At 37.5% G+C, this 12,876-nt stretch carries 13 protein-coding genes; 11 read left to right on the plus strand and 2 right to left on the minus strand.

The annotated features are described in order from the left end of the window. A partial coding sequence (locus FAR12_RS08860) for a transposase (RefSeq protein WP_170972148.1) occupies positions 1-484 on the minus strand: 484 nt, incomplete at its 3' end. A 468-nt stretch (positions 485-952) separates the two neighbouring features. On the opposite strand from FAR12_RS08860, the gene FAR12_RS08865 reads away from it, so the two are divergent. From FAR12_RS08865 to xylF, 8 genes are all read left to right on the plus strand, one after another. Beyond that, on the plus strand, positions 953-2,068 hold the full coding sequence (locus FAR12_RS08865; protein WP_126408341.1) for a sugar ABC transporter substrate-binding protein: 1,116 nt from the start codon (positions 953-955) through the stop codon (positions 2,066-2,068). A gap of 76 nt (positions 2,069-2,144) precedes the next feature. Beyond that, positions 2,145-3,665: a sugar ABC transporter ATP-binding protein gene (locus tag FAR12_RS08870; RefSeq protein ID WP_126408342.1), complete on the plus strand. Its 1,521-nt coding sequence runs from the start codon at positions 2,145-2,147 to the stop codon at positions 3,663-3,665. A 12-nt stretch (positions 3,666-3,677) separates the two neighbouring features. Further along, the gene (locus FAR12_RS08875; RefSeq protein ID WP_126408343.1) at positions 3,678-4,850 is read left to right on the plus strand and encodes a sugar ABC transporter permease; all 1,173 of its coding nucleotides are present in this window, start codon (positions 3,678-3,680) and stop codon (positions 4,848-4,850) included. Between the two features lie 32 nt (positions 4,851-4,882). Continuing rightward, the gene (locus FAR12_RS23380) at positions 4,883-5,089 is read left to right on the plus strand and encodes a hypothetical protein (RefSeq protein WP_170972149.1); all 207 of its coding nucleotides are present in this window, start codon (positions 4,883-4,885) and stop codon (positions 5,087-5,089) included. Positions 5,090-5,107: 18 nt separating this feature from the next. Further along, positions 5,108-6,085 carry a sugar ABC transporter substrate-binding protein gene (locus FAR12_RS08880; RefSeq protein WP_126408344.1) on the plus strand — a complete coding sequence of 326 codons (978 nt, stop codon included), beginning with the start codon at positions 5,108-5,110 and terminating at the stop codon, positions 6,083-6,085. Beyond that, positions 6,082-7,518, plus strand: a complete 1,437-nt coding sequence (locus tag FAR12_RS08885) for a sensor histidine kinase (protein ID WP_126408345.1) — start codon at positions 6,082-6,084, stop codon at positions 7,516-7,518. The genes FAR12_RS08880 and FAR12_RS08885 overlap by 4 nt, the downstream gene beginning before the upstream one ends. 1 nt (position 7,519) lies before the next feature. Then, positions 7,520-9,061 (plus strand): response regulator, encoded by a 1,542-nt coding sequence (locus FAR12_RS08890; RefSeq protein ID WP_126408346.1) that lies wholly within the window; start codon positions 7,520-7,522, stop codon positions 9,059-9,061. Between the two features lie 10 nt (positions 9,062-9,071). Continuing rightward, a complete protein-coding gene (xylF, locus tag FAR12_RS08895; RefSeq protein WP_126408347.1) occupies positions 9,072-10,154 on the plus strand; it encodes a D-xylose ABC transporter substrate-binding protein in 1,083 nt (360 codons plus the stop codon). Positions 10,155-10,386: 232 nt separating this feature from the next. Here xylF and FAR12_RS08900 read toward each other — a convergent pair whose 3' ends face one another. After that, positions 10,387-10,746, minus strand: a complete 360-nt coding sequence (locus tag FAR12_RS08900) for a Lin0512 family protein (protein WP_126408348.1) — start codon at positions 10,744-10,746, stop codon at positions 10,387-10,389. 318 nt (positions 10,747-11,064) lie between these two features. Here FAR12_RS08900 and FAR12_RS08905 point away from each other — a divergent pair, with 318 nt between their 5' ends. The 3 genes from FAR12_RS08905 to FAR12_RS08915 all read left to right on the plus strand — a co-directional run bounded on the left by FAR12_RS08905 (position 11,065) and on the right by FAR12_RS08915 (position 12,876). Next, a complete protein-coding gene (locus FAR12_RS08905) occupies positions 11,065-11,535 on the plus strand; it encodes an RrF2 family transcriptional regulator (protein ID WP_126408349.1) in 471 nt (156 codons plus the stop codon). Then, positions 11,498-11,692, plus strand: coding sequence for a YezD family protein (locus FAR12_RS08910; protein ID WP_126408350.1), 195 nt, complete (start codon positions 11,498-11,500; stop codon positions 11,690-11,692). Before FAR12_RS08905 ends, FAR12_RS08910 begins: the two co-directional genes overlap by 38 nt. A 134-nt stretch (positions 11,693-11,826) precedes the next feature. Further along, positions 11,827-12,876: a sulfate ABC transporter substrate-binding protein gene (locus tag FAR12_RS08915; RefSeq protein ID WP_126408351.1), complete on the plus strand. Its 1,050-nt coding sequence runs from the start codon at positions 11,827-11,829 to the stop codon at positions 12,874-12,876.

Genomic DNA, 12,876 nt, shown 5'->3' on the forward strand with positions numbered 1-12,876 from the left:
GATAGTATGTTGTATTTAATGGCCGATTCGCCCATGCCTGTACGATGGGATCAAGCTTTTCCGTAAGAGAAGAAACAAACGACTTTGAGACACTTTCCCCACAAAGCTGTTGAACAATATTCGTTACTTTTCGAGTAGACACGCCATTCACAACCATCTCAAGCATAGAAAGAACAAACGCTTGATCACACCGTGCGTACTTTTCAAACAAGGAAGGAGAAAATTCGCCTTTACGTGTACGAGGAACTTTCAAATTGACCCTGCCGATACTTAGAATGAGGTCTCTCTCATAGTAGCCATTTCGAGAATCAAAACGGCCAGAAGAACGCTCATAAGCTCCAACCTGTAAGTGGTCATCACGTTCTTTCTCCATAACAGAGTTCAAAACAAGGACGATAGACGCTTTGATGACAGCGTCAATATCCGAATTCATAACGGATTCTTTTAAATGGTCAAGATTTAGGTTAAACTGAAACTGAGTCATAATTAATTCCCTCCACAATGTTTTTCGTCGTTGATAACCATTGTGACCAAAAGGAATTAATTTGACTCTTTTTGTTTTTACACAATTATATGGACTTAATCCTAGGAGAATGGAAAGCTGTCAAAGAAAAGTAGTTTGATTGACAGAATGAAGGTGTGAGAAGGAAAAGTTGTCAATGAAAAGTAGTTTGATTGACAAAAAGAAGCTAGGAGAAGAGAAAGCTGTCAATGAAAAGTAGAATGATTGACAAAATGAAGCTAGGAGAAGGAATAGTTGTCAATCAAACGAAATTTGAAAGATAAGAACATTGAATTAACCAATGCACAACTTTTATTGCCTAAAAAACCTGAGGATAAAAAAGTATAGAAAAGAATAAAAGAATACTATTTGTTAACGCTTACATGAAAGATTAGTAAATTTATAATGAATATGTAATAAATATCTTACACATATGAAAGGGGTAGTCAAATGAGAAATAAACTGAAAGCGATTTCTTTGTTTTTGGTTGCAGTTCTATTTGTTGGAGTACTTGCTGCTTGTAATAGCAGTAGTACAGGTGGAGGTAGTAAGGAAGTAAGCGTTGGTATCGTATTACCAACAAAGGATGAACCAAGATGGGTACAGGATGAACAAAGATTTAAGGATGCATTAAAAGATTCTAAATACACTACAGAAATTTTGTTCAGTCAAGGTTCTTCTGCGAAAGAAAAAGAAAATGTAGAAACATTGCTTAACAAGGGAATTGATGTTTTAATCATCAGTCCGCATGATGGAGAAGCAGCAGGTGCAGCAGTAGAAGCTGCTAAAAAAGATGGTGTTACAGTTATTGCTTACGACCGTCTAATTACAAATACAGATGCGGTTGATTATTATGTAACATTTGATAGTCTTGCTGTTGGGGCTGCACAAGCTCAATACTTAGTGGACAATGCAAAAGGTACAGGCATTCCATTGTATCTGTATGCAGGTGCAGCATCTGATAACAACGCATTCTTGTTCTTCGAAGGTGCATGGAGCGTTCTTCAACCAAAAATTGCTGATGGCACTTTCAAGATTGCCAATTCAAGTGAAGCAATTACCTTAAAAGACAAAGCAGAACTATCTCGCGATGAGATGAGTAAAATTCTTGGTCAGGTGACAACAAACTGGGAGCCAAATGAAGCGATCAATAAAGCGCAAACACATCTTACAGCTGCAGCAGCAGATATGAAAGGTGATGTAGCCATCCTTGCTCCAAATGATGGAACAGCTCGTTCTATTGCCGATACTTTTGCAGCTGATAGCGCTATTACAAGTTACGTTATTACTGGTCAAGATGCAGAGAAGGCTTCTATCCAATACATTATCGATGGTAAACAGTCAATGACTGTATTTAAGGATGTACGTACTCTTGTTAAGGACGCAATGGGTATGGCCGTAGATATTCTTGATGGAAAAACACCTGAAACAACAGGAACTTACGACAACGGCGAAGTTGAAGTTAAAGCAAAACAAACAGATGTTATCGTTGTTAACCAAGAAAATGTTAAGAAAGAATTAATTGATTCTGGGTATTATGAGGCAAGTGAGTTTACAGGACTGTAAGCAAATACGGAGCATTAGTGATAGATTCGTCTATCACTTTTCTCCATTATAAAGTTGTTTTGATGGGGGGATCAGGATGAGCGAATATATTTTAGAGATGAACCAGATTTCCAAGGAGTTCACAGGTGTGAAGGCACTCAGGAATGTAAACTTCAAAGTGGAAAAAGGAGAAATCCACTGTTTGATTGGTGAAAATGGAGCTGGGAAATCTACGCTCATGAAAGTACTCAGCGGTGTATACCCTTATGGAACTTACGAGGGCGATATTGTATTCGAAGGTAATATACAGAAGTTTAATAAAATCACTGATAGTGTTAAGACCGGTATCGCGATTATTTATCAGGAATTGGCCCTTTTTCCGGACCTTTCTGTATATGAAAATATTTTTGCTGGGAACGAAGTGAAACGTGGTGGGGTTATTGACTGGAACCAAACCGTTGTTCAGGCAAAAGAAATGTTGAAAAAGGTCAATTTGGATGTAAATCCTGAAATGCTTGTGAAAGATTTAGGAGTAGGGAAAAGACAGTTAATTGAGATAGCTAAGGCATTAAGCAAAGATGTGAAGCTGCTCATATTAGATGAACCAACAGCTGCTTTAAATGAAGATGATAGTGAAAACTTATTGAAGCTATTAGCCGAATTAAAGAAACAGGGTATTACATGTATCATGATTTCTCATAAATTAAAGGAAGTTATTTCGATTGCTGATAAGGCTACTATTCTTCGTGATGGAGAGACGATTTGTACGCTAGAAGGCAATAGGGGAGAAATTAAAGAAAACATTATTATTAAAAATATGGTTGGCCGAGAGATAGATGATATTTATCCTAAGAGAGAAAACAAGACAATCGGGGGAAAAATTCTAGAACTTCACAATTGGTCTGCTTATGATCCTCAATTGAGTCGCAATGTAGTAAAAGATGTCTCTCTTCATGTAAACCAAGGAGAAATTGTCGGAATATCAGGATTGATGGGCTCTGGTCGGACAGAACTTGCCCTAAGTATTTTTGGGAATGCAAAAGGCTATAAACTTCAGGGAGATTTAGTGTGGGATGGCAAATCGATCGTATTTAAACACCCTAGTGAGGCGATTGAGGCTGGCATAGCATACGTAACCGAAGACCGAAAAGGAGACGGGCTTTTCTTAGGTCAAGATATAAAGAACAATATCTCTGCTGCAAATCTAAAGAGCATATCGCAAAATGGTGTTATCAATCAAAACGAAGAAATCAAGATTGCAGATGGGTATAAAAATTCTCTTTCTGTGAAAGCTCCTTCCTTAGAGCAAATCGTTGGGAACTTAAGCGGTGGAAACCAACAAAAAGTATCGTTAGGAAAATGGTTGTTCGTCGGTCCAAAGTTGTTAATTTTAGATGAACCGACCCGAGGCATAGATGTAGGAGCAAAATTTGAAATTTACACAGTTATGAATAAGTTAATCAGTGAAGGAATGAGCATCATTATGATCTCGTCGGAACTAGGAGAAGTTCTTGGAATGAGTGATCGCATCTACGTCATGGCACAAGGTGAAATAAAAGGTGAGTTGTCTGCTGATGAAGCGACTCAGGAAAATATTATGCAACTTGCAACGCAATAGGAGGTTAGACCAATGAACACGTTAAAGGAAGCAAAAACGCTAATTCAAGAAAATATTCGTGACTATGGCATGTATATTGCCTTATTTGTGATTATTCTAACATTTACATTCATGACAGATGGACTATTCATGTCTTCCCGAAATATCAGTAATTTAATAGATTCTGCAGGATATATTGCTGTTTTAGCGGTAGCTATGACTCTAGTCATTGTCATTCGCCATATCGATTTATCGGTTGGTTATGCTGCTGGATTCATGGGTGCCATTGCAGCTATATTGATGACTCAGGCAGGAATGCCAGTTTATATAACAATTCCCGTTATTTTAATACTAGGAATCGTTATCGGTCTATTTAGTGGCTTTCTTGTAGCAAGCATCGGAATTCCTGCCTTTGTTGCCACGTTAGCGGCAATGCTTATCTTTAGAGGAGCATTGCTACAGGTTACCGAAAAAACAGGAACAATTATTATTCAAAATGATACATTTAATGCAATCGGAAACGGTTATATTCCTTCTCTTTTACAATTCAATGGATTGCATTTGCTAACCCTCTTAGTCGGTTTAGTTGGGATTGGTTTTTACATTTACATTGAAATCTCTAATCGTAGGAACAAAATGAAATATCAATTTGATGTAGTTTCTACTAGTATTTTTGTTTTGAAATTAGTGTTTATTTCTGCGATTATTGCTTATATTACATGGATACTAGCAGGTTATAACGGGTTTTCTTGGACGATTATTATCATGTTATTGGTCGTTGTGATTTATCATTTTATTTCAACAAAAACGGTGCTTGGAAGACATATTTATGCAGTAGGAAGTAATCCAGAAGCTGCCCATCTTACTGGAATTAACGTAAAAAAGATTACTTACATTGTATTTGGTTCAATGGGTATGATGTCCGCTCTCTCTGGTATCCTTTTTACAGCTCGTTTGCAATCGGCTACTACAACTGCCGGAACATTATTTGAACTCGATGCAATCGCAGCTGCATATGTTGGTGGTGTGTCCGCGGCCGGAGGCGTCGGAAAAGTAACGGGAGCAGTTATTGGTGCGATTGTAATGGCATCTCTTACAAACGGTATGAATTTACTAGGTGTTGGAATTTCCTATCAATATATGATTAGGGGTGGTGTCCTAGCGCTAGCTGTTATTTTTGATGTATTGACTAGAATGAAGAGATAAATAAATACAAGTAGGGGCTAAGTAGTCCCTACTTGTATTTTTTAGAGCAGTTTAAAAATTTACTTTCTGTTTTATCTGGATATACATGTACAAAAGCCGGATTAAAGTCTTTTTTTAAAATAAATACAGGACTTATGCGCAAAACATCAACACTACACAAAAACAGCCTCATTAAAACAGCCCTTACTAAATACATTGAAGAAATCCCAATAGATGGTATGATGGAACTAGTTATATGAGGAAAGGGGTTACAACTCTTGCGAAAAACTGGCCTCATTTTGCTATTTATAATCTTCTTCGCTCTTTGTTATCTTACTTTCGTATCAGCAGAGGGAGTATTCCGCTCCGATTGGCAAGCTCCAAAAACGATTGAAGATGAGAATGCCCAGCTACGTCTCGTTCTCATTACTCAAGATGCAGAAACGACTTTTTGGGACAATCTCGGTAAGGGTGCGATAGAGCAAGCGGAAAAGGAAGGTGCTTCTTTAGAGATATGGGGAAGCTACGGCAATAACCACGAAGATTTTCTGAAGAAGCTAGAAATTGCTATTCATTCTAAGGTAGATGGAATCATCGTACAAGGACTTGATTCAGAAGAATTCAAATATTTGTCCAAAGTCAAGGCATCTTTCTATGGGATCCCGATCATTACAGTTGCCAACGATGTGCCGGTGGAAGAAAGCTTGAGAAGAACTTATGTAGGTTCTGACCAATACAAGGCTGGAAGTATGATAGCAAAGCAATTATTAAATGATATGGGAAATTCCGGTAGTGTTCTTCTGACATATAATTCTAATCAAGAGTATTATCAGAAGCAAAGGTTGAATGGGATTCAGGATGTATTAAAGAATTACCCAAATATCAAAACGATCTATGCGGAAACCTCAAGTGATCGGGAACAGATTATCACAGCTACAAGGGATGTGCTGAATAAAACTCCTGAAGTTGATGGAATCATTGCAGTGAATGCTAATATTGTTGGAGCTTTGGTGCAAGAAATAAGTAAGCGCTACCAAGTAGAGCCGTACTTTATATATTCCTTTGATGACGGACCTGAATCTCTTGCATTGCTCAGACAAGGTAATATTGATGGCATTCTTGAGCAATCTCCTGAAATGATGGGAAAAACAAGTGTTCAATTGATTATGGAATGGCTGAATGGGGAGACAGTACCACTAGACCTTAAGGGTTATTTCACAGATATTCGTATTTTGAAAGCGAAGGAAGTTCAATGACAAGTATTCAAAAAAAAATCTTAATCCTTACCTCCGTCATTCTAGCCATCATGGTGACGATTTGGATAGCACTCACTTACTATAACTACAAAACACAAAATCAATACAATGATATTTTACAAAGGTATATAAGTTTGAATGAAGTGACCAGTGCTAGCCAACAGGTGATTACCGATTTAAATAACTATATGCTTACTCCGTCAGCCGGCCATTTAAGACAGCTGAATTTAAGTAAAGGCAAGATTCAAGAGGCAAAATACGAGATTTTTCCACTTCGAAACGAAGAAAATGATTTTGCTTTGACGAACTATATTAATTTAATTGATAGTTTACTTGAAACAACTGATAGACTAATTATGTTTATCTCTGGTAAGGATATGGAGGCTGCAGCAATAGAGTTCTCTGAAGCAACGAGAATTTCGAATTACATAGCCGAAATGAAGCTTACTATACTAGATACTGAACTTAAAACCTATGATCGATTTTATCGAAATATCATTGTGCAATCTGAAGAATTAATCAAGCTCGGTGTTTGGCTGATCCTACTTATTACATTTATTTTACTTTTTATTTCTTATTGGTTCTCCTTAAGTATTACGCGACCTGTTTATAAGCTGACTCAAGCAGCAAATGAACTTTCAAAAGGTAAATTTGATATTCAAATCGATGTTGAAAGCAATGACGAAATTTCCTTTCTCGCCAAAACGTTTGATCGGATGAGAATTAATATTAATAATCTAATTTCTGAAATTAAGCAAAAGGCTCAACTTGAACACGAGCTGCAGCAAAATAAACTTCTTTTACAAGAAAGTCAGTTTCGTAGCTTACAAAGTCAAATTAATCCTCATTTTTTGTTTAACACGTTGAATACACTATCCAAAAAAGCTTATTTGGAGGGGTCAGAAGAAACTAGTGATTTATTGGTGAGTGTGGCGAGCTTGCTGCGCTACAACTTAAAGCGGATTGACCGTGCAGTTACCCTTGCAGAGGAAGTAGCCGTATTACGTCAATATATGGACATTCAAAAAGCAAGATTTACACAACGCTTAAAATTTTTTATAGAAATTGATGAATCATGCTTAGATCTGAAGATTCCTGCCTTAACATTACAACCAATTATTGAGAATGCTGTCATACACGCTGTTGAACCAAAAGAGGAAGGTGGAACAATTTGGTTCCGAATCTTCAATCAGGCCGAATGGATAACGCTCGAAATCGAAGATGATGGTACGGGAATGCCAAAGGAAAAAATCGAGCAGATCTTGAATGAGCGAACTGTTCAAACGGAAGGGCATTCAACGGGAATTGGATTTAGTAATGTCGTTAAGCGACTTCGTCTTTTCTATGGTTATGAAGATGTACTCTTGATTGAGAGCACAGAGGGGAAAGGGACGAAAGTTATTATTAAAATACTGAAAAAAAGGAGTAAATAAAATGCTCAAACTCCTAATCGTAGATGATGAACAAATTGAACGTGAAGGTATGCAAGCCATTTTACAAAAAGCATATCCAAATATCATGATTGAACAGGCCAATAACGGAAAAATGGCGTTAGAAATGACTGATGTGTTTAAACCAGATCTAATCTTGATGGATATTAAAATGCCTGGAATAACTGGTCTTGAAGCTGTTGAGCGAATTAGTACCAAGTATTCTAGCATTAAATTTATCATGGTGACAGCCTATGATACGTTTGAATATTTACGCACAGCGATTAAGCTAGGAGTAAAAGATTATTTGCTTAAACCGAGTAAAGTGAGTGATATTCTTTTAACGGTAGGGAAAGTAATTAAGCAAATTGAGGAAGAGAAAAAATTACTTGAGACGAGCAGGCAACAACAAGAGGCTTTTCAAAAAGCTTTAGCACTCGTTGAGACAGACGTCGTCACACAGCTGTTGTTCGATCATGTTCATGAAGTGCATGTCGATATGTTAGTTGAGATGTTAGATATTAGCTCAACGAATGAAATGTTTGTCATGAGTGTTCTAATCCCAAGGGGTCAAGAAAATTTATACTCGGTCATTAAAGATAAAATTCGGCAGTGTGGGGATGCTTGGCTAGGTGCTCTCTATGGGAACCAACTTCCGATAATTGTTTTTCGGGACCCTAATAAATCGTTTCGCTTACAGGCCATGTCTCTAGCGCGTGAAATTCTTTCCTTATCAAAATCAAATCAAGGGGAAGAATGGTTTATTGGGGTTGGAAGCCTGTGCAGTTCATTGGAACAAATAAGACAATCGTATCATGATTCATTGATTGCTACGATCGACACAACGCTACCTGTGAAATATCGATTTTATTCCGATGTGCCTGTTCTTGAAGATAAGGGCAATGAACAGTTAAGTAGATTCCGTGAAAAAGAGTTTTCTGACGTAATTCGACTCGGAAATTGGGAGGAAGTCCATACAAATGTCGTTGATTTGATTCAGCGCTTTGAGAAGGAAGGTGCGGGCATCATCCAATCTCAGCAAAGATTATTAGAAGTACTTTGGATCATCTCTAGGGTAATGAGTGAAATGGGAATTGAGACTGTTATACCACTTTACTCTTTTCAAGCTCAGGATTATCGGCAATTACGAGTCGAAGCAGCGCATCTATTAGAAAAAATGAAGCGGGCATACATAGAGCATTATAATCAATTTGAAGTCAATACAATGAAACATATAAAGCAATTTATATATGAGCACTCTCATGAAGACATTTCGTTAGATACACTAAGCAGTCGAGTAGGATTAAGTCCAATTTATATAAGTAAAATGTTTAAAGAAAAGTTGGGGATCAACTATATAGATTTCTTGACAGAATGCAGAATTGAAAAAGCAAAGACCCTTTTGTGCAACCCAGAAAAAAGCATTAAGGAAATTACTTTTGAAGTTGGTTATCACGACCCGAATTACTTTAGTAAGGTATTTAGAAAAGTGTGTAATGTATCACCCAAGGAGTTCCGAAAAGAGCTACTTGGTAGTAATAGTTAGGGGAGAGTTGATGATGAAAAAATGGATAAAGCTATTCACCTTTGTCATCACTCTTGTTCTTGTGGTTTCAGCTTGTAAAGGTGGAGTAGATCAGAAGAATTATTCTAAGCAGACTGTGTCCGAAGAATCGGAAGTTGCAGACGTAATGATTGAGAAGAAGATCAAAATTGGTTTCTCAATGGATACGTTGGAAGAAGAACGTTGGTTAAGGGATAGATGGATGTTCCTGGATGCGGTGGAAGAGTTAGGGGCAGGCGTAGAAATTTTGGAGGCAAATGGGGACGAAGCTCTGCAGATTTCACAAGCTGAAACGCTTATAAATGAGGGAGTCGATGTCTTAGTAGTTGTACCTTATAACGCTGAGGCTGCCGCATCTATTGTAAAAAAAGCACATTCTGCAGGAATTAAGGTTATCTCGTATGATCGATTAATCAAAAATTCGGAGATTGATTTATACATTTCTTTTGATAATGAAAGAGTAGGGGAATTGCAAGCTGAAGCGCTAACGAAACTAGTGCCAAAAGGAAAATATGTCTATATCGGTGGAGCCGACACAGATAATAATGCCCATTTATTTAAGAAAGGTGTATTTAACATTCTGCAACCCTTAATAAATCGAGGCGACATTACTGTCGTATATGACCAGTGGACAAAAGATTGGCTCCCTACTAATGCCTTTAAGAATATGGCAGAAGCCCTTAATGCAAATAATAACGATGTTGATGCTATCATCGCCGCCAATGATGCAACAGCCGAAGAGGTCATTAAGGCACTTGAGGCACAGGGGCTTGCAGGAAAAATCCCTGTAGCAGGACAGGATGCAGAGCTTGCAGCCGCTCAGCGTATTGTTGAGGGAACTCAAACGATGACTGTATATAAACCGATTCAAACATTAACAATGGAAGCTGCTAAAGCGGCAGTGAGATTAGCTAAAGGTGAAAAAATCGAGACCGATACTAAAATTAGTAATGGAAAAATTGAGGTACCTTCTATTTTGTTATCTCCTATTTCAGTCGACAAGGCCAATATTGATGAAACAATTATTGCTGATGGATTTCATTCAAGAGAAGATGTTTATCGGAATGTGGAATAAGGAAGAAATTTTTTGAAATATTCTTCCGCCAAAAATGATGATATTGAAGGGTCAAGTTGACTTTTCAAATATGGATTGAAAGCCAAGTAGAAGCCAAAGAGAGAAGAAATAGTTGCCGATCAAATGTAACTAGAGAGCTAAGTCACTCAAAGAAAATGCTAAGCTTCCCGTCTAAGATGGTTTGACTAACTAACCTTTGACGAGAAGCTATTTAAATTATATGTATGAACCTTTAATACCCAACCTCAACCGAAGCCACAACGATATACATTAAATCGTTTTTGTCGCCTTTTTCCTCAAGGACAATTCCGCTAGTTGTTAACATGCCGCCGTCCATTACCTCGACAGTTACAATGCCATATGGCAATGCTTTTTTTACAGTATCGATATCTAATTTGTCCTTATCACAAGGAACAGCCAGCTTCACGTTAACTCTCATATTGTCCAAACTATTATCTTTAAGGACCGTGCGAATCCCTGGCATTGAATTAAAATGAATTGCGTTTTTAATAGCACGAACAGCCGCAGTTGTAATATCCTGTCCATGAACATCAATGCCCATACCCGTTTCAATAAACATGATTTGATCCATTCTCGAACAACTCCCTATCATTTTTTATTCCTCTTTATTCTATCGCTTTTTCTTTTACTAACAAAATATAAAAATTTTTAAAAAACTTATTGATTTTAAAATGGACTCATATTATGATTATAAAAAATAACTAATCCAATAGTTTTAATCGGGATTATAAACTGAAAACTGTGTCTGATCAGACGAACTGAAGGGCGCTTATCTTTTTTATATAGGGATAAGTGCCCTTTTGATCGTCAAAGCATATACATAAAAAATAATTGGATTTCTAGCTATGAATGTTGACTGAAATACTCAACATTAGAGGAGGATGTGAACATGAAGGTATCAAGTAAAGGAGAATATGCTTTAAGAGCATTGATTTTACTTGGGAATAATCCAGGAAAAGTGCTTGGAATACAGGAGATTTCAGAAAAGACTTTGGTCAGTGTTCATTATCTGGAACAATTGCTTTTACAACTAAAAAAGTTGGGCTATGTAACAAGCAAAAGAGGAGCAAAAGGTGGCTATACACTTCATCTTCAAGCAGAAGAAATCAATATTGGAGAAGTCATTCGTGATTTAGAGGGGCCATTATCCCCTATGGGATGTGCTTCTATTACAAAATATGAACCTTGTCCACTAGAGGGGGGATGTCAGCTTAAGCCGCTTTGGACCTTGGTTAGAGATACCATTGCCTATGTATTAGAGCGAACAACGCTTGAAGATTTGCTTCAAAATCGAATTACAAAGCTAGAAGGGGATGATTTTGTTGTCGTTAAAAGGACGTCTAGACCAACAGGCTCTTGAAAAAATTGTTAGTTTGCTAGAAGGATTGGAGTTTGGGACTGTGCAAATCACGGTCCATGATTCTCAAATCACGCAAATCGACCGTTTAGAGAAATATCGTTTTCCTGCACAAGCAAAAGTGAGACAACAGATACCAAATCAACAGAAAAGAAGATAAAAATATGAATAATACGCCGATCGGACGCCCGAAGGCCCTTTAGTTTTCAGTACTATCTAGTACGTTTTGAATACTATTGGGGCTTTTTTTAATGAAAAGCCCGTCATTAACTTTATAAAAGGAGATCAACCAAAATGAAAAAGAAATTTTTCGCATTATTCTCAGCACTTTTACTCGTATGGGTTGCAGGGTGCTCCGATCAAGAGGCAAGTACGGAAGGTTCTAGCGACAATGAAAGTGAAAAAGCACCAAAAGAAATTGAATTATTAAATGTTTCCTACGATCCAACACGTGAGCTATATGAAGAATACAACAAAAGCTTTGCTGAGTATTGGGAAAAAGAAAAAGGACAAAAGGTTACCATCAACCAATCTCATGGAGGCTCTGGAACACAGTCACGCTCTGTTATTGATGGACTTGACGCAGACGTTGTGACATTGGCGCTCGCTTATGACATTGTTGCAATTGCTGAAACAGGTAAGATTGCAAAGGATTGGCAAACAAGACTTGAATACAATAGCTCACCCTATACATCCACGATTGTTTTTCTCGTTCGTAAAGGAAATCCAAAAGGAATCAAGGATTGGGATGGCCTAGTGAAAAAAGGAGTTTCAGTTATTACACCGAATCCTAAAACATCTGGTGGAGCAAGATGGAATTATTTAGCTGCATGGGGATATGCCCTTCAGCAAAATAACAACGAAGAGGGAAAGGCGAAGGAGTTTGTCACAAGCCTCTTTAAAAATGTACCGGTATTGGATTCAGGTGCACGTGGTGCAACAACAACATTTGTTGAAAGAGAAATTGGAGATGTACTACTTGCTTGGGAAAATGAAGCTTTCTTAGCATTAAATGAGCTAGGTGAAGATGAATTTGAAATTGTTATTCCTTCTGTAAGTATTCTCGCAGAGCCACCAGTAACGATTGTTGATAGTGCGGTTGAAAAAAATGGAACAGAAGAAGTAGCAAAAGCTTATCTTGATTATTTATATACAGATGTAGGTCAGGAAATTGCAGCGAAAAACTATTACCGCCCACGTTCAGAAGAGATTGCGAAAAAATACGCAGATCAGTTCCCTGAAATTAATCTATTCACAATTGATGAAGTGTTTGGCGGATGGACAGAAGCACAGAAGACTCACTTTGCTGATGGAGGAGTCTTTGATCAAATTTATCAACCTTAA

It is taken from the genome of Bacillus yapensis (genome assembly GCF_005280205.1).
GTDB classification, from domain to species: Bacteria; Bacillota; Bacilli; order Bacillales; family Cytobacillaceae; genus Robertmurraya; species Robertmurraya yapensis.